Below are 25085 nucleotides of genomic sequence, written 5' to 3' on the forward strand. Positions count from 1 at the left end.
CTCATTTATCGGACCTCTCATTGGCCCCTTTATCTTGTTTATCTTGGCGCAATACGCCTTTTTTTCCTAATTGACTGGAGGAAACATACCCCACAAACCGAAGAATACTCACTACACCAGCAGCAAATCCAAAGAAGAGAAAAAATACCAATCCCCAAGGATACGAACCTGCTAACTTATCAAACCCTAACCCTAAAATAACACCAACTATAACACTCGCCAGAAACTCACTGGAAAGCTTAATTGCATTTGCCATCCCTCCTTGTGATTTTTCTCGCTTATTCTTATGCTCCCGCTTCTTTAATGCCCGCTTGCGCACTAAAGCTACGCTTAAGTTCCTACTACGACATTCCAAATCCTCTGAATGAAGACACTCTCCTTGCTTTTCCTCTTCAGCCTCCTTACGGCTTATAACGGGTTTCTCGCCCATCGCCATCATTGGCTCCTTAATTAAAAAGCAAAGTAAGAATGCATTTCATAAAACCGTGTGCATCATATTGTTCCCGAATTTATTCGTCAAGATACTAAAAGAAATCTATCACAAATTATCGTATAAATTTTATTGTATAAATAACGTATTTTTTAATTTACATCTTTCTTAAAAAGATATTCTGAGCACCTAAACCGATTTCACGACAGCACCCGTGAATGTATAACGAAAAGTTCCCGTGAATGATATAAAACTCATAGAACAGCCACTTTTACGCTTAACAAAAGGTGTAAACTGATACCATCTTATTTTCCAGCTCCCAATGTTATATCAATTCTAGTTTTGAAAGAGAACATAGAAAGCTAAAAACAGTATGAGAGCGTTGTTTTGTTCCTTTTATTCAAATAAACTTGCACTTTTTATTTTATGAAAATGATCAATGGTTTTTATATGATCCTATTCGCAAAGTATTTTACATATGCCATCACAGAACCCATCACTCAATGAGCTTGAGGGTATTAAGAGAGGTTCCTTTAAATACGATAAATCTAAAATTTCAAATAGGTCAAGCCAATAGAACACAATAAAATTTAAATAAAATCACCATACTACTTTATACAATTTTAATCCACTTTTTTGAATTTCGCCCTTTACAATTGAATATCGGTAGATTCAGCAAATATTTTTGCTTTTTATTTAGACAAACTATCGTAAGCAAAAGCGCTTATTCATAATCTTTATTTTTATAAAACGATAATTTAATGCTTCTTTTCAAACGAGCATCATAATTGTATTTCCCTACCCTCATATTTGCATCTATTCTTGCATTTAAATAACCCATTAAGAGGATGATGTACTCTTTCTTAAATACTCCCTATTAAACTCTTCTCATAACATGCAAATAAATGATCTTTATCAAGATGAGAGAACTCTATTCAATAGCGCTCATGGTAAATGATTATCAATAAAATTAAAACTTTAGCAAATAAAAATTTTTTCTTTTATGAAAAGAACGATCATTGAAAAAACTTATTTTTAAGATTCTTAAGTATAGATTTCATCACTTAAAAAAATTAAAGAGTTATCATTTCTTTTTGGAACGTGTCGCAAAAGGATTATCAGAGGCTCGTAATGATATGCGAACGGGTATACCAGACATATCAAATGTTTCACGTAACCCATTGACAAGATAGCGCAAATACGACTGTGGCATACTTTTGGGGCGCGAGCAAGAAATCATAAATCCAGGAGGACGTGTCTTAACCTGTGTGATGTATTTAACCTTAAGTCGACGTCCAGAAACCGCAGGAGGTGGATGATGTGCAACAACAGTTCCAAGCCATTGGTTCAATTTAGCCGTCGAAATGCGACGATTCCATACACGGTGCATCATCATGACATTTTCCATCAGTTTATCAATCCCTTGACCATATTGTCCTGATAAAGGAACAGCTCTCAAACCACGAACTTGAGGAAGAAATCGCGCACATTTTTCATGCAAATCAATCAATGTGGTCTGACTATTTTCAATAAGGTCCCACTTATTGAAAGCAATAACTGGAACACGCCCTTCACGAATCACAAGATCAGCAATTTGTAAATCTTGCTTTTCAAAAGGTATCGTTGCATCAAAAACAATGACCACCACTTCTGCAAAACGAATAGCACGTAAAGTATCTGCAACAGATAGTTTTTCTAATTTTTCTTGAATTTTCGATTTTCGACGTAAACCTGCAGTATCAAAAAGTTTAATATGACGACCACGCCATTCCCAATCTACAGAAATAGAATCACGCGTAAGTCCTGCTTCTGGTCCTGTTAACAAGCGCTCTTGTTTCAACATACTATTGATAAGAGTGGATTTTCCTGTATTGGGACGCCCTGCAATTGCAATCCTAATGGGCTTACTTTCATCGTAAATAAGCTCTTCTTCTTCCAAATCGTTTACATCATCACCAACAGATGCAAGCTGTATCGTAATATCTTCTTCTTTGTTGTTGCCAAAAGCATGCTCTGACCCCACAGCATCTATAATTGCATCACGCAGATCACTAAGTCCCAAACCATGTTCAGCCGATATTAGGCACGGCTCCCCCAAACCTAATGACCACGCCTCATACTCTCCTCCTGTTGCCGCTCTTGACTCAGACTTATTAGCAACAAGCACAATTGGCTTTCCTGATTTGCGAACCAATGAAGCAAAATTTAAATCACTTGGTGTTATCCCGCTCTTTGCATCAAATACAAATAAAATAAGATCCGCTTCATCAATCGCAGCTTTTGTATGAGAACGCATACGCCCCTCAAGTGTATGATCACCTGCTTCTTCCAGCCCAGCCGTATCAATCACATCAAAACGTAGATCTTGAAGTTTTGCCGCATGAATACGTCGATCACGTGTTACACCAGGCTTATCATCAACCAAAGCCAATTTTTGCCCAACCAAACGATTAAATAGTGTTGACTTCCCAACATTGGGACGACCAACGATAGCAATGGTAAGGCTCATCGATTTATTCCTTATTTGCCTTGCCCTCAGCTTGTATCAGCTCAAGCATTATTCGAGCCCGATCTGTTATTTTTGAACCCAAAGCACCTTTTTCAGAAATTTTCTTAAAATAATAAACCGCCTCATCCATTTTATCCGCCTTATAAGCAGCTAAACCTAAAGCCTCTCTTGCAGACATATGCATAGGATCGGTATCACTTGTCATATCTTTGATACGCTTTTCAACATCAGCTAATGTCCCTGTATCAACTAGGATATAAGCCGCCCGAATTTTTGCAACTTTCTGCAAAATCTCTGGTGCTTTCTCATCCGCTGCAACAGAATCAAAAATCTCCACTGACTTAATAATGTCACCCTTCTCCATGAGTAAAGAAGCCTCACGTAAACGAGCAAGAAAAGGATACCCCCCAAAATGAGAGGTTTTAACAGTTTCTAATTGCTTTATCGCTTTATCAAAATGACGTGTATCCGCAAAATCAAGACTTTTTACAAATGCATCACCAATATAACCGGCTTTCTTTATTTGCTGATGATGGTAAATTTGATAAGCAACTATCATGAGTATAAAAAGAATAGCTGCTCCAATAATTGAAAAACCATACCGCCTCCAAAAAGCAAGCGCCTTTTCCTGACGAAATTCTGCATTCACTTCAGCAATAAAACTATCATACGACATATATCATACCTTGAAAAAAGTTACTTTCCCTGTGCTTTTACGCATAAATGGACAAAGATGGTAGTCCTAATTAACTAAAAATCTTTAAATTGCTCGTTTATTTATTTTAAATCAACATGTAGCCAAATCAATCAGATTTTTGCAACACTCTTAATCGAAAATGATGCAACCGCCCTGTTGTTCACATTACAGCTTTTATATAGCTTTTATATATTGTCTTGAGTCTTATAAAAAATTCACTGCTTTAATATCTATCATGATTGCCTATCATCTCAAGCGGACTTGCTCCCCATTATATAGAGAGATAATCTTTTAAAGTCTTCAACACAATCGTTGATAATATTGGATTGTAGAATTACAATAGAAAAACCAATTCTTTAAAAACTTGAACAAAAAGTAAATTTTCACGAATACCTACTAAAACCAAATAGATAAATTTTACCTGTATAAAAAATACCGAAGCGCCATGATAAAGTGTGGTATAATTTCAAATCTGCAGTTAAAGCTCTTTATACAAAATGTATCCCTTCAACTTATCTTCATACGATTAACAACCTTTTGTAATTGATCCTTAAATTTTCTAAAAATATCCTATTGTAAGGGCCAAACCCACATAAGCATTGGAACAGCAATAATAACGATCAACACCGCCAATGGAGCACCCAAACGTGGATAATCACTAAAACGATATCCTCCTGGTGCCATCACGAGCATATTACTTTGATGTCCAATAGGTGTAAGAAACTCACAGCCCGCACCAATTGCAACAGCCATCAAAAAAGCTTCAGGCTTATAATGTAGGGAATGAGCAAAACTTGACGCAATTGGTGCTACCATCATCACTGTTGCTGCATTATTCAAAAATGGCGTGACCAACATAGCTGTCACCAACATAAGTGCTAAGGCACCAGATGGCGGGAAAAATATTGCCAATTGGCTCAGCCATTGACCAATGAGATCCGTACATCCTGTTTTCTCTAACGCTTCACTTACTGGAATAAGAGCCGCTAATAGTACTAATATTTGGCCATCTAATGCCTGATACAGATCACGCGCGGGCAAAACGCGAAAGATAACCATTGCAGCAGCAGCAGAAAAAAAAGAAAACGCAACGGGAACAATATGAAAAGCTGTAAAAATAATTGCTATAAATAAAACAGCTAAAGAGATGAAACCATGTCGTAAATTTCCAAACACAATATTTCGTTTTGCTAGGGGCAGGCATTTCAATTCTCTTAATAAATTTGGAATAACTGCATCCTGTCCTTGCAAAACAATCACATCGCCAAGATGGAAAATAATATCATCAAGTCTTCCCCGCACCCTTTCATGTTGACGACTTAATGCAAGCAAATTTACATTATAGTGATCAAATAGGGAAAACTCTTTCGCACTAATACCAATAAGAGGTGAATTATGGGTGATGACTGCTTCAATAATATCGATGTCACTGTCCTTATCACCTGCAGCAATAGTTCGCCCCTTAGAAAACTCTAAACGAGCAGAGTTCATCACGCTATCTAACCCTGTATGCGACCCTTCCAGCAAAATAATATCATTTTCAGACAAAACAAAATCTGGTAACGGTGAAATAGATACTTTGTTTCTGATGATTTGAATCACCATAACGTCACCACTTGATGGCTTAACCAAATCAACAATATTTTTCCCTATAATCGGTGAATTTATTGGAATACGCACTTCTGCAACATAATTACGAATATCAATGGCATCATCAAATGATACACCTGAACGCACACGTACAGGCAAAAGCCAATAAAAAAAGACTAAATATACAACACCAGCCGCCGCAATAACCGCACCAACTGGTGTAAAATCAAACATAGTAAAAGGTGTTCCTGCTAAACGTTCTTGCATCGCTGAAATAACAACATTGGGAGATGTTCCTATCTGTGTCATAAGCCCCCCCAACAAAGAACCAAAGGCCATGGGCATCAAAAAGACAGAAGGAGAAACCTGAGAACGACGTGCAAACTGAAAAGCTATCGGAAGCATAATAGCCAAAGCACCAATATTTTTAACAAACATTGATAATACAACAACAGAAAGAACTAAAAAGGCTAATTGAAGACGCACAGATTTCACGTCTGTCCATATCCGTTGAATAATAAATTCCATTATACCAGAACGCGATACGGCCGTACTGACAACAAACACACTCCCCACGATAATAACAATATCATTACTAAAACCGCTAAAAGCTTCCTTCGGACTGACAAGACCAAGAGCACAAGCTATTAATAACGTACAAATAGCAACAAGATCATAACGAAATCGATCCCAAATAAAAACAACCATCATGAGACCAATGATCGAAAAAGCCATTATTTGATTTTCTGTCATAACACTCACCTCTCCCCATTAAATTATAATGCACAAAAACATATTTTTTATGTTTTAAATATTCCTATAAACAGCAGCAAGATAAAAACAGACATCGGAATATTTTAGGATAATTTTAAAATGATAAAAAATTATGATGCGCATAAACTTACCTCTCCTTATTATGCGTTATTATGCGTTCTTTTCTATAAAGAGCTAAACTCAAAGAAAATTGATAAAAGTTGATAAAGCTCTATTGCAAAAAAGATGAGAATAACTCTAATATAGAGAGTAGATAATTGTTGAAACTGATACACGCTATATTTAAACCTTTGTCGTTGCTTAAAAGAATTTATCTTCACTCTCAATTCAAAGAGTGATAAAAATGAAAGAAGAAAGAATGCTCAATCTTAATAGTGGGTATCAAAGTAACCTCAGATATTGGCTCACTTGCATTATTGGATTTGTTGCTATTTTGGCAATTATAATTGTTGGTGGATTTTATATCGCAAAACCCTATCTTGACAGTTTTGTAAAACAAGAAATAGCCCGTCGTGGCATAAAAGCCCGAACATCTGAAGTAAGCATTCTAGGTAGAGTCAATTTGAAGAATGTGACATTACCTGTTCCAGCTGGTACATCACTTAGAATTGGTGCCATTTCTGCCCGTCCTCCCCTTTCCTTTATTCCCGGAACTTTTACATTTTATAATGTTGATTTAAAGCATAATAATATTCATGTGCAAATTCCCCAAATTTCTCTTCGGAGTGTATCCTTAAAAGAAAAAGATAGAACGATAACATCACGGCTTTTACAATCAATGATGCGTATTGAGCTTTCCTCAATTATTGCTCCCAATATACAACTTTCTATAGAAAATAAAAACAACCGAATAGAAACGGTTGAAGTCAAGAATTTCCAGCTTTCTGATTTTAAAAATGGCCATATCCGTTCAGTTAGTATTAAAAATATGGATCTTAAAACAGTTGCAGTAAATGGTGCCAAACAGATGCAGCTTATGGCTAAAAGTGATACAATAAAGGCCCATGATATCGACATCAACTATGCCTATTCTATCATTTTTGGAAAAAACAATGCTCTCAACCAAGGTAAAACCGTCACTGGCCCCATTTCTCTGAATAATGTAAGTGTCGATGTTTTAGAAGAAGCGGAAAAAAGCAGTTCTTTCTTCCTCGGACAGTTTAAAACATCTGGTTTAAAAATGAAGCCGCTTGAACAAACTCCTGAAAAATTGATCAAAGCTTATCTTAATGCAAGAAAAGAGAATAATAAAATCGCTGAAAAAATAGCACAAAATGGTCTTCTTCTAAACATACTGCTCGCCATTACCTCAGCGGATGCCAAAATTGATAATATCACCGTTGATATACCGCAGTTGAAAGCAACACTCGAATCACTCCAATTTAAACCAACCTTGTGGAAACAACCTATCCCCAAAAAGCTTTTTCTTTCTCTCAATAACCTTTCTGTTTTACCTAAAAAAATGAATGAAAAAGACTTAGAGTTCTTCAAAAATCTGAACTTTGAGCGCTTTGACATTTCAGGAAAAATTGATATTTCTTACGATGAAAAAAAACGTATGCTCCTTCTTGATGCAATGTCTTTCAATATGAGAGACGTTGGATCTGGGAACATATCAGCTAAGGTTATTGATGTTGATGAAAAGCTTTTTTCTGGTCAGCAAAATGTAATGATTGCTGCTTCTCAAGACTTTGGCATCAATGAAATTGATGTGCAATATAGGGATGCAGGTTTCATTGAGAAGCTTTTTTCTTATCTTGCGCAAAATCTTAATGACAACCAACATGATCTTAAAAAGGAGCTCTATGACGATTTCTATCTAATGATGACGCAGACCCCAAAAATGCTTCTAAAAAATCATGACGAAGCAGAAAAAATTTCAAAATCCTTAGGGGAATTTGCTAAAAATCCACAAACATTGATTGTTAAAATTAAAGCAAAAGATAATAAAGCGCTCACAATGGTTGATCTCGAATCTGCTCTACAAAATGATCTATCCAAGGCTTTAAACAAAGTACATCTCACTATTAAAAATGAAGCATCACCTTAAACATTTTGTGCTTTAAATATGATGATTTTGTCTATAAATTAAGAACTTTATTCCTCTTTTTGCTTTTATATGATACAGAAGGTATCATACAAAGTCATTTACACAGAGAATATAGAATCTAAAATTGTCGATGCTTGGAGTTGTTCATGTCTGATTTATCTTCAAATCGCCTACCTAATCGCGCTTCTCGTGTCACCAATCAAGCGCTTTCTGCGATCGAGCGTTTTCTCCATATTGAAGCTCTTAGTGGTATTGTTCTTTTATTAGCTGCTGCTGCTGCACTTATTTTTGCCAATTCTAAATATGCTGCTTTCTATGAATCTTTTTGGCATACACCTCTTGGCTTTAATTTGGGTCATTTCACTCTTTCATGGGATTTACATTTCTGGGTTAATGATGCTCTTATGACTATTTTCTTTCTCGTCGCAGGAATGGAAATTCGACGCGAAATTCATGAAGGTGCTCTTGCCGATTTTAGACAAGCAATCTTACCAATTGTTGCCGCAATAGGAGGCGTTTGTGTTCCCGCAATTATTTACTTTATCTTCAACTTTAACGAGGGGCATATACGCGGTTGGGCTGTGCCAACAGCAACAGATATTGCCTTTGCTCTAGGTATTCTTGCTCTTCTTGGAAAAAAAATTCCTTCTAATCTTCATATTATTCTTCTATCATTAGCGATTATTGATGATATTATCGCTGTTCTTATTATTGCTTTTTTCTACTCAACAAACATTGATCCTAGCGGTTTAATGATTGCAGGAGCAGGTATTGCTTTGGTGCTATTTTTTCAGTGGATCGGACTTGCATCAGCATGGCTTTACATTTTACCTGGTGCAATCATCTGGTGGGGTTTAATGGTAACAGGTGTTCACCCATCACTTGCTGGTGTAATCTTAGGAATGATGACTCCCGTTCTTCCTACCCGTACTCTTGTGGCGCCACTCACCATGCTCAGTAACGCTATGCAAATTCTTCAAGAAAAAAATACAAAAACAGATCTGCATCATATTTCAACCGCATTGAAAAAAATGCGCAAAGGACAACGGGCCATGATTGCTCCAGTAACACGCGTTCAAAAAGCGTTGCATCCATGGGTTGCATACGGTATCATGCCGGTCTTTGCCTTCGCAAATGCAGGAGTAAGTTTTGCAAACTTTGATCTTTCTTCTGACAAATCATTCTTGATTGTTTTGGGTGTTGTCATTGGTCTTTTCGTTGGTAAGCCTCTTGGTATTATCACAGCCAGTTATATAGCCGTAAAATCAGGGCTATGCCGCCTACCCCCTCATATGACATGGACAGGTGTTTTACTCATTGGTTTTTTAGCAGGAATTGGCTTTACAATGTCTATCTTTGTTTCAATGCTCGCTTTTAAAGATATTATTCTGCTTGATGCTGCAAAAATTGGGGTCCTTTGTGGCTCTGGTTTATCTGCTCTTATCGGTCTGGGATATGGATTTATTTATATTAAGCGCAATAAAGGAATTTCTCATAGTTCCTAACAAACTAACTGAAAATACATTTTTATGCAAAACTCTTAAAAAGTGATTTTGCTCATTTGTTGGATTCGGACAATATTTAATGTGAAATCCGTTGTCTCACCTCATCTTTACACTTATGAAGGAGAAAACTAATATCATCATACTATTTACTAGTCTCTAATGTCGCAACACCTTTGACACTTAAGAAGATTCATAAGAAATATTTTTATTCCTTTCTTCAATAATCTTTTATTCATACACTAACTCCAATCGTGATATACACAAGAATGATTTTAATTGTTTCAATATAAAAGGCTTCGTGGTTTCAGAGAAGCTGCCTTTCGTCGGGAAGTTATTCACTATAAAGAAGAATTTAATTATTATAAATCAATATCTTATCTTTAATTATACAAAACAGATAAGAATAAGCAAAATTCCGTAACCAGTTAAGTAATTCCATGGCTTATTTTTTCCCAATAAACCACCCTCCTCGTTACTGATTTTATTGCCGGTATTCTAAAAAACTTTAATTTTTATCTTCTTAAAAGGCACATTATTTTTTGGTAAAAATATTCGATTTATAATGATACTTTATCATTATAAATCTTGAATGGACTCCAAATATCGTAAGATTTGCTCATTTCAAATCTGTACATGATCAATCAATCAAGACTATTCCCTTACACGTCACCAGCCAAGGAGGAATATGGAGTCACATTATTTGAAGAAAGAAATAAGAATGCTTCATATCAACACAAGAGCTGTTCAACACGAAAACTAAAAATAAAATGATGACGACCAACTGACACCTTTGATCTAAGTAAAGGAGATGGTCCCCAATAAATTTTACGTTACGCCATCCACAAGCGCCGTAATGGGCTTGGGGAGAAATATTTATTTAAAACAAGCGCGTAAATTGGCAATATAATAGCGTTTTGTTTTACGTGAAAGGCATATACGATTTAAATAACGCAATAAACAAAACGTGAATCAATATATAATATCCATTATTTCAAAGATATTTCTGTCAATATCTTTGAAAGTTGTAAAGCAGAATTAAAAGGAAGTTGTAAAATGGAAACTGGTTTTCACTTTTATGGCTTCATATTCTCCCCCAATTAGGTTTTATCTCCATTTCAGAGGTTCCCCCAACAAGTATACGCAACACCCTTGTTCCTATCTGGCATACAAAAACAGGAGTTGCTCGTAGTCCCCTTATCCGTCTCAATATATATATCATCAAACGTGCATCTGCGCTGACATTAGATATTGATACAGGTAACAAAAAACAAAAGATTTATTGGGAATAACAACGTCATAAAATCACTACTCGATTGACAATGGAGAGAAAAAATATCCTCGTTTTTTATCATAGACACATCACTTGTCTCCCTCCATGAAAGAATTAAACTTGAAGCATTCTTCCATAGGGAGCGCTCTAGTTTACGTAATTAACTCTCGGGAAAAAAGAAAACCCTAGTCATTTAGACTATTCTAAAACATACGATCAGTGGAAAAATAAAGCATATATATCGTTGCACTCCCCTTTTCCCGCTCTTAGTTGATATTTATTTTCTTTTTGTTTACAGAGTTAGCTCTATATTTCTTGATACCATAAAATAATCTTTACAGATAATTTAAAAAACAATATTTCCGAGACTTTCGAATTATACAACGCCACATTAAATACAATAAGAGTAAAATAATATTTATAAAAATATCTTTATTGGGAATAAGTGTATTAATTACTGCACTTTGATAACATATCTTATATTCACTTCAAATGGATATCCCCATTCGAATGCATTATGCTATTAAAAAGTAATTACAAAACAAGAGAATACGTTTCACATTCATATACTGAATAAAAACAAATTGTGAGAAAAAATATTTAACAAAATTAGAATAATAAAAATGGCTATATTTCTTACAAGAAGAGTTTTACTTACAAAAACAACCATTTGAAAAATATGTAAATATGATAAGAAACTAGCACGATATACGGCACAAACGAAAGAATGTATTTCATGCGTGAGTGGCAGTATGACAAAGAAAATACTTGTAATAGAGTAGTTAAGGGAAGAAAGTTAACCTAAAGAACATATAGAGGCATCGAAAACTCTGAAAATCTTAGTCATAATTCAAAAAAAGATAAATAGACATGAGAAAAAATTTAAGTAATGAAATCATGAAAGCAGCACACTATAACATTATCATTTAATTTTGATCTATCGTTACATGATTTTATGAAAAGTGCTTCTGAAGAGCTATAAGCCGTAAACGCATAAGATATAGTAATTCTACAACTTATAGCGCAACATAAATATTGTCTATAGAGATATATTTTTATTGCCTCATAATACGGAAAAAAATAAATTTACAAGATACACATAAAGCTATAAACAACCATTTGAGACAAGCTAAATATCTCTAGGAAATACATCTTCGATTCTATTTTTGATAATTCCGTCACTAATCCAATGAGCTCAAATTTCTCTAAGATTTATAATATTAAATCTGTATTCACAAGGCTGTCCCTCATGTCACATGCATCCTTTGAATAAACGCAGTGCCATTGTTCCTTATTCTATTAAAGCTTATTGTGAAGACTTCACTATCCCTCTCTATAGGCTTTAAAACGTTTATAGACGGCATATTTTATATCCCTTCTTAAACATTTTTTACCTAAACATCTTTCTCTTGTCATGTATAAGCAACCATTTTTAAATTCATCATGAACAAGTTTAAAATGAGAGAGTTTTGCTGTATTAAATATTCTATTTAAGTTAAAAATATAAATTGTCCTTAACAAAAATTATTAATATATATTAAAGCTTTATGTTATTGAAACTTTGTTAAAACTAAAAAATGCTCATCCCTTATCAAGTGCATAAACAGCATGTAATGTTCTAACCGCAAGTTCAGTGTAAGCACTATCAATCAAAATAGAAATTTTAATTTCTGAGGTCGTAATTGCTTGAATGTTAATACCCTTTTCAGCCAAAGCCTTAAATGCTGTAGCGGCAACACCTGCATGGCTACGCATTCCAATACCAATCACAGATACCTTGGCAAGATCACTTTCAAATTGGAGAACATCAAATCCAATTTCTTTGCGATTCTTCTCAAGTAGTGCAACGGCTTTTTCTACATCTGATGATGGTACAGTAAAAGTCATATCAGTTTTTGAGCCATCTTCAGAAATATTTTGCACAATCATATCAACATTAATGCGCTCTTCAGCCAAGGGACCAAAAATTGCTGCCGAAATCCCTGGACGATCGGCAAGCCGACGAAGGGAAATTTGCGCTTCATCCTTAGCAAAAGCAATACCAGTAACATTTTGTTGTTCCACGATTTCATCCTCATCGCAAATAAGTGTTCCAGAAGAACTCATTGGATCCTCCATGCCTAACGCATCAGGATCCTCAAAACTTGAACGCACAAAGGTACGAACCTTATGAACCATTGCCAATTCAACAGAACGAACCTGTAAAACCTTTGCACCAAGAGAAGCCATTTCCAGCATTTCTTCAAAAGCTACTTTTGGTAAACGACGCGCTTTCGGTTCTATACGTGGATCCGTTGTATAAACACCATCTACATCCGTATAAATATCACAGCGATCAGCTTGTACAGCCGCGGCTATAGCAACAGCACTTGTATCTGATCCCCCACGCCCTAAGGTAGAAATCCGGTTATCTGGAGCTAACCCTTGAAAACCAGCAATAACGGCAACCTGACCTTCCTGAAAACACTCGATTAAAAAAGATCCATCAATATCAGTAATACGTGCACGTCCATGCGCATTGTCTGTATGAATAGGAATTTGCCAACCAAGCCATGAACGTGCATTCACACCCATTTCTTGAAGTGTCAAAGCCAACAAACCTGAAGTAACCTGTTCACCAGAAGCAACCACAACATCATATTCACGAGCATCTCTATGCTTGGAGGAAGCATCACACGTCCACTGAACAAGCTCATTGGTTTTACCAGCCATCGCAGATACGACAACGGCAACCTCATTGCCTGCATCAATCTCTCTTTTGACATGCCGTGCAACATTATGAATACATTCAATATTTGCTACAGATGTTCCACCGAATTTCATGACAATGCGCGCCATTAATAACACTCTTACCTTTACATCTTTTATCTCAAACGGTAATGAGAATTAGATGCTGTATCAACTAACCATTTTCTCGACATAGCGAATATCTATCATTTGTGCAAGTTTCATTATGATTATATTAATTTCTCTTGACTTTGTATAAAATCTACTGGACTTGATCATTAAAAATAAAAGGCAGGCAACATGATAGATGAAACACAAACAACTATTGATCAAAGTGAAATTGATCATTTTTCACGTATTGCTACAGAATGGTGGAATCCACAAGGAAAATTTCGACCTCTTCACCAATTTAATCCAACACGCCTTGCTTACATCAGAGAAAAAATCTGTTTAGAGTTTAATCGTGACCCTTGTTCATTTACGCCCTTTGATAATTTGAAAATTCTTGATATTGGCTGTGGAGGAGGCTTGTTATGTGAACCAATGGCACGTCTTGGCGCTATGGTCGTAGGCGTTGATGCTGCACAAACAAATATTGAAGTCGCAAAAACCCATGCAGCTCAAAATGATCTTTCCATTGATTACCGCACGATGACAGCAGAAGCTCTTGCCAATGAAGGAGAAAAATTTGATATCATCCTTAATATGGAAGTTGTTGAACATGTCGCTGATGTTAATCTCTTCATAGCAGCTACAGCAAAAATGTTGAAACCACAAGGGTTAATGTTTGTCTCAACACTCAACCGCACGTGGAAATCATGGGGGCTTGCTATTGTAGGCGCTGAATATATTCTACGTTGGCTTCCTAAAGGAACACATGATTATAAAAAATTCCTAAAACCTCTAGAACTTAAAAATTTCTTATCAAAAAACGCCCTAACTATCATTGATGAGATAGGGATTACTTATAACCCATTAAACGACAGCTGGAATCGCTCAAAAGACATGAGCGTTAACTATCTCCTTCTCGCAAAACGGTCTTAAGGATATGTAATTTACAAATATTATACGCCTTGTAATAAAGAATTGAGCTTTCCCTCAGCCTCTAAAGCATAAAGATCATCACAACCGCCAACGTGATAATCACCTATAAAAATTTGTGGAAATGTATTACGTCCATTTGCACGCTGTACCATTTCTTGGCGAAGGGATGTGGAAGCATCAATATCTGTATACTTTACGCCTTTTTTATTAAGCAAATCACGTGCTTTTGTGCAATAAGGGCAGTTAGGGCGTGTATAAATTATTATCTCTTTCATAGTATTATCCTCCAATATTTTTTAATAATATTCACTTTAAATTCCTCTTACGAGGAGGGAAAAATAGAATCTTCTTTGAGAACACGCGAAAATGTTAGCACATCGACCTGTCGCGCACCTGCATATTTTAATGCAGCAGCTGCTGCTGTAACTGTTGCACCTGTTGTAAATACATCATCAATCAGCAAAACAGAACATCCTTTGAGATATTTTTTAACCTTATGCGAAACCTTAAAAGCATTTTTTACGTTAAGTTTTCTCTCTCTCGAAGAAAGACTAACCTGCGGACGGGTATGCCGACAACGAACAAGCCAACTCGGTTTTAAAAGCTTTTTTTGTGATGCTGCAATATAACGCGCAAGCTCAGCAGATTGATTATAACGTCTCTCCCAAAAACGACGAAAATGCAATGGAATGGGAATAATAACATCACAATCATCAATAACCTCGCGTCCAGCAAACATCATCCAGTTGGCCATAAATGATGCCAATTCTATATGATCACCATATTTTAAGCGCGTTACTAAAGCTCGTGCAAGCCCTTTATGAACAATAGCAGAACGGACACGTGAAAAAGGATGAGAATTACGAAGCGCTTCACCACTGAGAAAACCATCCCCCATATCACAAACAAAGGGAGTCCCCATAACAGGACAATAAGGTTTAGTGATAAATTGAAGGTCTTTCCAACATTCGGAGCAAATCGTGCCATAAGTAGAAACATTTTGCTTACATCCAGGACAAATTGGTGGATAAAGCACCGTTTTCAAGCGTTCAATGAACTTACTTAGTATATCCCCACTACTTAACGCCGCTTCTCGAAAATACAACATTATAAATTTAGGCTTTTACAAGTTTCCCTCAGAACAAAAGTTCCTTTGTATTTCCTCAATTTATAATTTTAATTCCTTTAAAAATTCTTACCTTCTATAAATTTATTTTTCTTTTATATTATAAACTTGACAGAGCTTGCACAAATAATGAACCTTTTCAAAATATATTCTTTCATAGATCGAAAGTGTTCCACAATATGTCGCATCCTTTAATTTTTGATCATAACCGCATTGAACAATTCCGAAAACGTGCCTTTCAAAAAGCAAAAAAAGGATACGACTTTTTACTCTCTCACATGGCAGAAGATCTCTATAAACGTCTTAGCACTGTTGATCGCCTCTTTACATTAGCTCTCGATTTACACAGCCATACAGACCTTGCTGCGCAAGCTTTAATGAAATCTGGAAAAGTTTGTTCCATAGAACGTATTGAGACCAATACGCTTTATCAAAGCCATGATAAAAAATTTCATTTACGTCATCGGGAATTTCTTGATTTACCTCAAAGTTACTGTGACCTTATTGTTTCACTTCTTTCATTACAATTGACCAATGATACCCCTGGTGTTCTAAGCCAGATAAAAAACACCCTTAAACCAGATGGCTTATTTCTTGCTGTTATGGCAGGAGCTGGTACATTAAGAGAATTGCGCGAAAGCCTTCTGCAAGCTGAAAGTGAAATTTATGGTGGAGCAAGCCCTAGGATCTATCCTTTTGCCGACATTCGTGATGCAGGCGCTCTTTTACAGCGTGTTGGCTTTGCCCTGTCTGTAGCAGACGTTGAAGATATCACAATACGTTATAATACAATGTTTGACCTTATGCACGATCTTAAAGCTATGGGAATGCAAAATGCACTCATCAATCGTTCACGACGCCCTGTATCCAAACGTTTTTTTCTCCGCGCAGCTGAAATCTATGCACAACGATTTAGTGATCCTGATGGACGTATTCGTGCACATTTTTCTTTCATTTGGCTCTCTGGTTGGGCTCCTCATCCCAATCAACAAAAACCCTTACAACCTGGTTCAGCGCAAATATCTCTTACAGATGTTTTACAACCCCAAAAAACATAACCTAAAATCATTTTTTAAAAATACTTTTATCTGTTGTCTGTAACATTTGACTGGTGATCGTTCCAGCTATCATTGAATCGCTCACGTTTAGAGCGGTCCGTCCCATATCAATTAGCGGTTCGATAGAGATAAGTACAGCAACCAAAGTAACAGGAAGCCCCATAATTGGTAACACAATCAATGCAGCGAAAATAGCGCCTCCCCCCACACCAGCAACACCAATAGAACTCAATGTCACAACCCCAATAAGCGTAGCAATCCAAGTAGGATCAAGAGGGTTAATACCCATAGATGGTGCAATCATGGTCGCAAGCATCGCTGGATAAAGACCAGCACAACCATTTTGTCCAATTGTTGCCCCAAAAGAAGCTGCAAAACTCGCAATGGGTTGTGGTACACCTATCCACTGTGTTTGCGCTTCAATATTCAAAGGAATACTTGCAGCACTTGAACGACTGCTAAAAGCAAATGTTAAAACAGGTAAAACCTTTTTGAAAAAACGAAAGGGATTAACCCCAGAAATACCAAGCAATACACCATGAATTCCAAAAATTAAAATAATACCGACATAAGAGGCAATGACAAAAACCAGTAAATTTAAAATATCTGCAATACGCGATATTGCTCCTACTTTCGTCATAAGTGCAAAAATACCATAAGGCGTCAAAGCAATCACAATACGGACTAACCGCATAATCCAAGCTTGTCCCACTTGAATAAATAAAAGCGCTTTTTCTCCTTTTTCTGGCTCATCTTTCTTTAAAAGAAGAACCGCTGCACCTAAAAATGACGCAAAAATAACAACACTGATAATTGACGTACGTTTAGCTCCACTCAACTCAGCAAATGGATTTTTAGGAATCATAGACAAAATCATCTTTGGTATATTCATATCTCCAAGTTTAGAAATATGACCTTCAAGAATAGCAGAAACATTTTGCCCTTCATGCACTAAACCATCGGCTGTTAATCCAAAAAAATTAATCACAAGAACACCAACCAATGCTGAAAGAGCCGTTGTAAAAAGCAATATTGAAATTGTTATTATACTCATCTTTCCAACAGCATAAACAGAATGTAAATGAGCAACTGCTGAAACAATAGAGATAAAAACCAGTGGCATAACAATCATTTGCAACAATAAGATATAGCCCTCACCAACAATGTTAAACCATTCAACGGATTTCAATAAAGTGCTTTCACCCTCTCCATAAATAAACTGCAAAACACTTCCAAAAATCAAGCCAAGGATAAGCCCTAGCATAACACGTAGTGAAAGACTCCATTGCATTCTCTTACTTTGAGAAACAAACAATAAAAAAATAACAAATAGAAATAAATTGACGAAAAAATTAAATGTCATTGTCTATGCTCACTTACTATTGTTATGATTGACGTCAATAATCTGCATAATTCAAAATCAATGCATGATATTTAAAATTAACATAAAGCTTACCAGGCTTTTACAAAATCATTATTTTTTTAATTTATAGATTAAAAGAGAATTTTTTATCTACTAATAACTGTTTAAAGAAAATAAATAAAATTATGTTCCTATTCTTTAAATTTATGCTCTCATAAAATAGTTAAAAAAGAGAAATATAAACAACATTCATTGCATCTTAATACCGAACAATTCCAGCATATCTTATCCTATCAATATCCTTACCTCTCTCTTTTGCTATTTGAACTGAAGCGAGCTTTTCAAGAAAGGATGAATTAACAATCGAACATTCATGATTTTTCTAGAAAATACCTTTCATAGATTCTTTCTTTGCTTTCAATGAACGCTTTTTTATTTTTCGAATTTTTTTTATAGTCATAAAAAAGACTTTAAAAGCCACAATGCCTATTGAACGACAATACATTGATTTATAATAAATAATTTACTATTTTGCATATTAAATGAGAGTCCCGAATAACGTAAGATTCTCTCATTTCAAACCTGTTTATCTTGAATCAATCAAAATCATTTTCTTGCACGTCACAAGCAGAGCTGGCGTGTGGATAAAAAATGTATAAGAAAGGTGTAGAAATACCTCTTATGAGTAGAAATACCTCTTATGAAACGTCTTAATGCAAGAGCTGTCGCAACATTGGAGGACGGAGCTTGGGCAGAAAATATAAATAATATGATTGCTTTTTATAATAGCGCAGTAAAACGTTTTAACGATACATATCTATATGCTGATCGAACAACACGTGTACGTGCCGTAGATAATTTTATCACTTTAGATATAAAGTTGTAGTTATAATGTTAAGCAAGAACTAATAAGAGGAAGGGTTTTTGAATTTGAAAAGACATGCCTCATGCAAAGTTCGTATCGTTCTTTTACACGACTATGGCTTTATTATAATCGTATCTTCAATGACGGAGTTTATCAGATACCACATGTATTCCCTATGGGGCAAGCAGTAGAAAATAGAGTCATAGAAATTACAAGCATAGGAGCACGAAGCGGTTTTTCTGTGTTGATAGCTAAGAATTTACCTAATCTAGATGCAATAGATACAGGCCAATGCTTTCCACGGTATCTTTATAAAAATGTTGAATCTTCTATAACTGATCATGATGAGAAACAATCCCATTTGTTTACAAATTCAATAAAGGAAAGAAAAACATCTGGTTTACAGAGGCGTGATGCCATCACTGATAAAGGATTAGCGGATTTTAAGCTGCTTATCCTAGTGAGACCATAACTAAAGATGATCTATTCTATTACGCTTACGGATTATTGCATTCAAAAGATTACCGTACTCGCTATGCTCATAATTTATGAAAAATTTATGCAAAGAATTGCCTCGTATCCCTTGTGTAAAAAGCGCTGAAGATTTCTGGATATTGTGACAACAGAGTGTGAATTTGATCACTTGCACATGAATTATGAAAGTGTGGAGCCTTATCTTGTGACCTTTAAAAAAGGGTAATCCAAAACTGACTGACATCTCTAATCCCGAAAAGTTTTATTACGTGACAGAAATGAAATTCGCAAAAATTAAAAATAGTAAGGAAAAGGATAAATCTACTTTATTTACAACAGCAATATCATCATGACAGACATCCTTCTTGAAGCTTATGAGTATATCGTTAATGGCAACCCCACTCTTGAATGGGTTATGGAGCGTCAATGTGTAAAGACAGATAAAAAGAGTGGCATTGTTAATGATGCCAATCGCTATGCTCTTGGAACCATTAGTAACCCTGCTTATCCATTAGAGTTGTTTCAAAGGATCATACTATAAATTTAGAAACAATGAAAATTATTAAGAAACTACCAAAATTAGAAGTGTGAGAAACCGAATAGACTTATGAGGTTAACACACCTCATAAAGGTCTCTTGTGTATTGCTTTAAAACGGCAGTCTATAACTTTAATCATCTTATTAAGTTTATTACCTACAATCTTAAAAGGATAGCTTATCATGCGTTATTCTAAAAAAGAAGCTTTGCACTTTTAAACACTGTTATTTGGATTGCTTTTAAAAGATTATATCGTAATCTAAAATGATAGCTTTATTGTTTTGAAAAACTCTGTTGAAAAAGAGCTTTATGTATTCATTTTACTTATAGATTTTGAAGGTGTCTAAAATCCTAAAAATCTTCAAAAATCTCAAAACTAATAACCATAATGGTCTTAATAGCATTTTTTATGACTAGAACCTATCTTTTGAAATGGCTTTAAAGAATCACATGCTTTTCATAAGATTTAATCACTCACTAAAATGATCTATTTTGTCGGTTCAATTTACTGACAGAAAACTGACAAAAATGACAAAAGTCTATTAAAAGGGAGTTTGCTGACCTCTATAATTATCAGTCTCTCTTTAGATGTTTTTATAAAAGGCAATAAAGCGCATTATCATCTTTATCATTTATCTTATGAAAATGAAAAATGGTGCCATGACTATAAAAATATAATAGCTATAGAGCATGCGTGAAAAAAGCAAGTTTTCATAATCACAATGCAAATGAACGCGTTGGTTATAAAGAGCGCGGTGCCTATTAAAGTTGTTCAAATTAGAGCCCCTTATAAACAAAATCTACAAAAATCATTTAGTAAAAAACTGATACGTTATAAAGCTAAAAATACGCATGATGAGAGCGTTTATAAATATTATTAATGTTATAGATAATAAATAACGCAATTGTTTAATAAATTCCACAATATATCTTTAAAATACATAATAAAAAATAATCAAGTAATAAGCATATAAACAATATTTACACATAATATATTTAAAAAATATAAAATTATAAAATATTTATTTACAATAAATACGTATCGTGTTACATAAATTCTAGATATATTAGTTTATATGTTACGAAAAAGCCTTTTCCATACCTTTAAAATACTGATTGTCTTTTATGCTTTTGTTAGTATATGAGTACTTTGTCGGGTGTAGCTATGCCATACAATACCCTTTTATGGGAAATGCAACGCCACTCGTGATCTACATATCATTCAATATAATTTGAAACACAATACCAACAAAAATATCACATATACCATTGATATAACCAAATTAAATGATATCAACCGTCGTAATAGCCCCTATTCAATACCGGCCTATTTATCGAAGATAAGGAGTTAAATCACTCATGAAACGTACCGTAACATTTATTGTTTTATCTTCTCTATTGATCATTTTGTTTGCTGTATTAATATCACTTGGATATACTAAAGTGAATGATCTGAATCCGTACAACGAACTTTATCAGTCATACCTAAAATAACAACTATAGAAATTCAGAATATCGCTACAAAAAGGAAATAGCAAAAGAATAAATTATCTGTATAGAGAAAATGATACCCTGTAATTTTCCTACCCGTTTTAGAAATACATCTATTGCCTTCATGCTGACTGTATAACTATATCGTATAATGGTACAAAAAGGTATAAGAATCCCCTTGAGATCTAGCTACTAAAAAATGGAAGAAGAAAAATTTAAAAGCGCACTAGATATGTTTAGCTAACAAAAAAGTTTTTGTTGCCCGTCTCTGCAAAAACTGAAATTTTTTATTTTTATTCCATACTTTACTCTTGTAACAACAGAATAACACATATTGATATAATATAATCAAATACATGGAGTGAGAATAATAACTGTAAAGAAAAATATCTCAAATGCTGTTTTTCTCATGCATAAAAATTCAATTTATTAATATTTAATGATGTAATTAACACCTTAATTCTATATATTATAATCTCTATTTCTATCTCTTTACATAATATATTTCTTTTTTATATAAAAATAAATTTGAGTTATACATACACAGATCTATCGGCATTTTTTCTACTGTCTTTTTAGCTTACTGAACGATTGATATCGTAATTTTTGTATAATAAAATGCTCTTTCATATAAGCATCGTACATTGAATTATAATAACGGACTATTAAACGCAAATTATATTTTTTATCCCTTTTAAAAGTGAAAAATATTATTTTCAGACCTATTCATAAGTGGGATGAGCTATGTGAATAAAAAATGTTTGATAATAAGCTTAAGTATATCTTTTATGAGCTATCTTTAGCACAAAGGTACAACATTAAGATTACGGAAATATCGTGATATTATTGGGTATAAAAATCACACTGCCCAAGAGATTTTTGTATTGTACCCTTTATGAGAAATGTTAAAAGAAAGGCAGGATATGCTCTCTAGAGCAAATGAGTGAATGAGCCACCACGGTGATATGCATTTTTTAAAAAGTAGGAAGTCTCTTTTCTTCAAATTTAATAGGCACATTCTAAAAATAAAGGTTCTACAGATTCATTCCAAATAGAATAGTAATAAGACAAAAATTTTTCAGCATCTGTTTGTCCCATTGCAACAACCTCTTCTAAAGGATTAAGAAAATTTGTTTCATCAAAACCATTCGTATCATACTGTTTGCGATTTTTTAAGCCTTTGCGGGCAATAGCAAGAGCTTGTCGTGCTAACTCTAAAAGAATAGTTTGACGAAAAGGAGTTTTTAACCCTTCTTTAGGAACGCGTTGGCGCACATCTAAAACTTCTTCAAAACACCAATCTTTTGTCAAAGCTTCTGCCTCATTAAGTGCTTCCCTATCATAAAGAAGCCCGACCCAAAAAGCCGACAACGCACAAATGCGCTTCCAAGAACCGCAATCAGCTCCTCTCATTTCTAAAAATCTTTTTAAGCGGACTTCAGGAAATAACGTTGATAAGTGATTAATCCAATCTCCCATGTTTGGAATTGAATTTGCAACTTGTCCTTTTAATGCTCCATTCATAAACTGACGAAATGTTATATGTGTACAATCATAATAACGACCATCACGCACAACAAAATACATTGGAACATCAAGAGCCCATTCAACATAATCAGCAAAACCAAAACGCTCAGAAAATATAAAGGGAAGAACGCCTGTCCTCTGATTATCCGTATTACGCCAAATTTCAGAACGCCACGACAAAAAGCCATTTGGGCGTCCTTCTGTAAAAGGTGAACTTGCAAATAATGCTGTTGCAATGGACTGTAACTTCATAGATACTTGCATTTTTCGCCGCATATCACTTTCAGATGAAAAATCAAGATTAACCTGAACTGTTGATGTGCGATACATCATATTAAGACCATTATGCCCCACTTTAGGCATATAATCAGTCATAATCTGATAACGTGATTTAGGCATTCGCGGCGTTTCAGCTAAAGTCCACTTTGGACTAGCTCCAAGACCTAGAAAACCTATACCCAATGGTTCTGCAATTTTTTTGAGAAGAGTTAAATGCTCCATCAACTCGTGATATGTATGGCCTACTGATTTTAATGGTGCACCAGATAATTCAAATTGTCCTCCAGGTTCCAAAGAAATGGCTCCCTGATCAACTGATCCTACAAGCCCAATAATATTCTCTTCATCTAAAATAGGTTTCCATCCTAAGGCGCTTTGCATCCTCTCTAAAAGCGCTTGGATTCCCCTCTCTCCTTCATAAGGAACAGGGTGAAAACCATCTTTATAAAACGGAAACTTTTCATGTTCTGTACCGATACGCCAATCATCTTCTGCTTTATACCCCCCTTGGAAATAGCTAACCAAGGAATCTAAGTTATAAATTTCACTTTCATCAGTTATATCAAGCGCCATAACTTATCGTATCCTATCATTGGTATCATCATCTTAAATGAACTGTTTAGAATGATTTTACAGATTTCTCAATCCATTGCCCAATCCCCCACGGTAGCATTAAGAAGAGCCAAAGCAGCAACAGCGGCAGTGTCAGCGCGTAAAATACGCGGACCTAATGATATTGGAACTACAAAAGGATGTTTTTTTAAAAAGCTCCGCTCTTCTTCACTAAAGCCACCTTCTGGTCCAATAAGAATACCAGGTGTTGTAACGTCACGCTTTTTAAAAGAAGGTAATGGATTATGCGATTTATGCTCTTCATCACAAAAAAATAAAGGCTGTGTCTCATCCCACCGTACTAAAAGTTCTGCTAATGATAGAGCAGATACGCATTCAGGGAGAGATAAAATGCCACACTGTTCAGAAGCTTCAATAACATTGGCTTCCATACGCGCCATATTGATACGCGTAACCTGCGTATGATGCGTTATAACAGGCTGCAAAGTCGATACCCCCATTTCAACAGCTTTCTGCACCATATAATCCAACCGAGCGTTTTTGAGTGGAGCAAAGCAATAAATAAGATTGGAATGCGTCGTTTGTAATCTTTCTTGATGGATAAGTTGAACCACAACAAATTTTTTCTTAACAATGATAAGTTTAGCAAGCCACTCACCATCCTGTCCATTAAAAAGTAAAATTTCTGCTCCTTCTTTCATACGCAGAACGTGCACAAGATAAGAAGCTTGTGCCCCCTCTATCTTTATTTCTTCATTCAAAGCCAATGTCTGTCGTATAAATAATCTTTTAAGTTTATAATTTATGCGCATAAAAATTTTGCCAATGCTCACTATCGTCATCGAAAAAACAAAGAAAAATATATAGCAAAAAGAAAAAATTATATCTATAGAACTATAATATATTAAAGAAATATAGAGTTTTTTTAGCTTTATGAGATAATAATAGGAACTTATAGATCCTTAAGTGATTCTACTTTCATAAAAGTTTAAATAATGCACCATTCATCTTTGCATTCAGTCATTGATGCATCCGTGGAGGAAAAATATGTCTGCTAAAAAAGCTACAATTATTACGATTACAACCCTCTTAGCCTTTATTTTGATTACAGTGGGAATTGGTTCTGTTGGAGCAGATGGGAAGCATACAATTACCAAAGATGGTTATGGTATTTCTTCTGGGATTCAGTAAGCAC

15 protein-coding genes and 1 pseudogene are annotated in these 25085 nt (G+C 35.0%); 6 read left to right on the forward strand and 10 right to left on the reverse strand.

The features are described 5' to 3' along the window. Position 1 precedes the first annotated feature (1 nt). The 4 genes from ACFIJ9_RS03375 to ACFIJ9_RS03390 form a co-directional block, all read right to left on the reverse strand. Positions 2–436, reverse strand: a complete 435-nt coding sequence (locus ACFIJ9_RS03375; protein ID WP_375635790.1) for an AtpZ/AtpI family protein — start codon at positions 434–436, stop codon at positions 2–4. Positions 437–1514: 1078 nt separating this feature from the next. Further along, a complete protein-coding gene (gene der, locus ACFIJ9_RS03380; protein ID WP_375635791.1) occupies positions 1515–2939 on the reverse strand; it encodes a ribosome biogenesis GTPase Der in 1425 nt (474 codons plus the stop codon). A gap of 4 nt (positions 2940–2943) precedes the next feature. Next, positions 2944–3615 (reverse strand): tetratricopeptide repeat protein, encoded by a 672-nt coding sequence (locus ACFIJ9_RS03385; protein WP_012754797.1) that lies wholly within the window; start codon positions 3613–3615, stop codon positions 2944–2946. A gap of 591 nt (positions 3616–4206) precedes the next feature. After that, entirely contained in the window at positions 4207–5979 is a 1773-nt protein-coding gene (locus ACFIJ9_RS03390) for an SLC13 family permease (RefSeq protein WP_375635792.1), read from the reverse strand. Positions 5980–6343: 364 nt separating this feature from the next. On the opposite strand from ACFIJ9_RS03390, the gene ACFIJ9_RS03395 reads away from it, so the two are divergent. Beyond that, complete coding sequence (locus tag ACFIJ9_RS03395; protein WP_375635793.1) at positions 6344–8050, forward strand: hypothetical protein; 1707 nt, start codon at positions 6344–6346, stop codon at positions 8048–8050. Positions 8051–8196: 146 nt separating this feature from the next. Next, positions 8197–9555 (forward strand): Na+/H+ antiporter NhaA, encoded by a 1359-nt coding sequence (gene nhaA, locus ACFIJ9_RS03400; protein WP_375635794.1) that lies wholly within the window; start codon positions 8197–8199, stop codon positions 9553–9555. 2851 nt (positions 9556–12406) lie between these two features. On the opposite strand, the gene ACFIJ9_RS03405 is transcribed toward nhaA, so the two are convergent. Further along, positions 12407–13663 carry an aspartate kinase gene (locus tag ACFIJ9_RS03405; protein WP_012754793.1) on the reverse strand — a complete coding sequence of 419 codons (1257 nt, stop codon included), beginning with the start codon at positions 13661–13663 and terminating at the stop codon, positions 12407–12409. 189 nt (positions 13664–13852) lie between these two features. Between ACFIJ9_RS03405 and ubiG the strand changes: the two genes are divergently transcribed. Then, complete coding sequence (gene ubiG, locus ACFIJ9_RS03410) at positions 13853–14596, forward strand: bifunctional 2-polyprenyl-6-hydroxyphenol methylase/3-demethylubiquinol 3-O-methyltransferase UbiG (RefSeq protein ID WP_375628238.1); 744 nt, start codon at positions 13853–13855, stop codon at positions 14594–14596. A gap of 20 nt (positions 14597–14616) precedes the next feature. Here ubiG and grxC read toward each other — a convergent pair whose 3' ends face one another. Both grxC and ACFIJ9_RS03420 read right to left on the reverse strand, forming a co-directional pair. Next, positions 14617–14871, reverse strand: coding sequence for a glutaredoxin 3 (gene grxC, locus ACFIJ9_RS03415; RefSeq protein WP_273787883.1), 255 nt, complete (start codon positions 14869–14871; stop codon positions 14617–14619). Between the two features lie 47 nt (positions 14872–14918). Then, positions 14919–15704, reverse strand: coding sequence for a ComF family protein (locus ACFIJ9_RS03420; protein ID WP_012754790.1), 786 nt, complete (start codon positions 15702–15704; stop codon positions 14919–14921). 197 nt (positions 15705–15901) lie between these two features. Between ACFIJ9_RS03420 and ACFIJ9_RS03425 the strand changes: the two genes are divergently transcribed. Further along, positions 15902–16780 carry a methyltransferase gene (locus tag ACFIJ9_RS03425; protein WP_375635795.1) on the forward strand — a complete coding sequence of 293 codons (879 nt, stop codon included), beginning with the start codon at positions 15902–15904 and terminating at the stop codon, positions 16778–16780. 7 nt (positions 16781–16787) lie between these two features. Here the strand turns inward: ACFIJ9_RS03425 and ACFIJ9_RS03430 are convergent, their stop codons facing one another. After that, on the reverse strand, positions 16788–18143 hold the full coding sequence (locus tag ACFIJ9_RS03430) for an L-cystine transporter (protein ID WP_012754788.1): 1356 nt from the start codon (positions 18141–18143) through the stop codon (positions 16788–16790). A 751-nt stretch (positions 18144–18894) separates the two neighbouring features. Here ACFIJ9_RS03430 and ACFIJ9_RS03435 point away from each other — a divergent pair. Beyond that, a pseudogene (locus tag ACFIJ9_RS03435) lies at positions 18895–20073 on the forward strand (type ISP restriction/modification enzyme); the annotation flags it as partial. Positions 20074–22516: 2443 nt separating this feature from the next. Here the strand turns inward: ACFIJ9_RS03435 and ACFIJ9_RS03440 are convergent. Further along, positions 22517–23890, reverse strand: coding sequence for a glutamate--cysteine ligase (locus ACFIJ9_RS03440; protein WP_375635796.1), 1374 nt, complete (start codon positions 23888–23890; stop codon positions 22517–22519). Positions 23891–23958: 68 nt separating this feature from the next. After that, positions 23959–24702 (reverse strand): 16S rRNA (uracil(1498)-N(3))-methyltransferase, encoded by a 744-nt coding sequence (locus tag ACFIJ9_RS03445; RefSeq protein ID WP_375635797.1) that lies wholly within the window; start codon positions 24700–24702, stop codon positions 23959–23961. A gap of 235 nt (positions 24703–24937) precedes the next feature. Between ACFIJ9_RS03445 and ACFIJ9_RS03450 the strand changes: the two genes are divergently transcribed. Beyond that, positions 24938–25081: a hypothetical protein gene (locus tag ACFIJ9_RS03450; RefSeq protein WP_012754785.1), complete on the forward strand. Its 144-nt coding sequence runs from the start codon at positions 24938–24940 to the stop codon at positions 25079–25081. Positions 25082–25085: the final 4 nt, after the last annotated feature.

This window comes from Bartonella sp. MR90HLJMH (genome assembly GCF_042194115.1).
Classification (GTDB): Bacteria; Pseudomonadota; Alphaproteobacteria; order Rhizobiales; family Rhizobiaceae; genus Bartonella; species Bartonella grahamii.

Bases quoted from the DNA above. Each gene is read 5' to 3' on its own strand.
- ACFIJ9_RS03375 (WP_375635790.1), bottom strand. From the start codon at position 436: ATGGCGATGGGCGAGAAACCCGTTATAAGCCGTAAGGAGGCTGAAGAG.
- der (WP_375635791.1), bottom strand. From the start codon at position 2,939: ATGAGCCTTACCATTGCTATCGTTGGTCGTCCCAATGTTGGGAAGTCA.
- ACFIJ9_RS03385 (WP_012754797.1), bottom strand. From the start codon at position 3,615: ATGTCGTATGATAGTTTTATTGCTGAAGTGAATGCAGAATTTCGTCAG.
- ACFIJ9_RS03390 (WP_375635792.1), bottom strand. From the start codon at position 5,979: ATGACAGAAAATCAAATAATGGCTTTTTCGATCATTGGTCTCATGATG.
- ACFIJ9_RS03395 (WP_375635793.1), top strand. From the start codon at position 6,344: ATGAAAGAAGAAAGAATGCTCAATCTTAATAGTGGGTATCAAAGTAAC.
- nhaA (WP_375635794.1), top strand. From the start codon at position 8,197: ATGTCTGATTTATCTTCAAATCGCCTACCTAATCGCGCTTCTCGTGTC.
- ACFIJ9_RS03405 (WP_012754793.1), bottom strand. From the start codon at position 13,663: ATGGCGCGCATTGTCATGAAATTCGGTGGAACATCTGTAGCAAATATT.
- ubiG (WP_375628238.1), top strand. From the start codon at position 13,853: ATGATAGATGAAACACAAACAACTATTGATCAAAGTGAAATTGATCAT.
- grxC (WP_273787883.1), bottom strand. From the start codon at position 14,871: ATGAAAGAGATAATAATTTATACACGCCCTAACTGCCCTTATTGCACA.
- ACFIJ9_RS03420 (WP_012754790.1), bottom strand. From the start codon at position 15,704: ATGTTGTATTTTCGAGAAGCGGCGTTAAGTAGTGGGGATATACTAAGT.
- ACFIJ9_RS03425 (WP_375635795.1), top strand. From the start codon at position 15,902: ATGTCGCATCCTTTAATTTTTGATCATAACCGCATTGAACAATTCCGA.
- ACFIJ9_RS03430 (WP_012754788.1), bottom strand. From the start codon at position 18,143: ATGACATTTAATTTTTTCGTCAATTTATTTCTATTTGTTATTTTTTTA.
- ACFIJ9_RS03440 (WP_375635796.1), bottom strand. From the start codon at position 23,890: ATGGCGCTTGATATAACTGATGAAAGTGAAATTTATAACTTAGATTCC.
- ACFIJ9_RS03445 (WP_375635797.1), bottom strand. From the start codon at position 24,702: ATGCGCATAAATTATAAACTTAAAAGATTATTTATACGACAGACATTG.
- ACFIJ9_RS03450 (WP_012754785.1), top strand. From the start codon at position 24,938: ATGTCTGCTAAAAAAGCTACAATTATTACGATTACAACCCTCTTAGCC.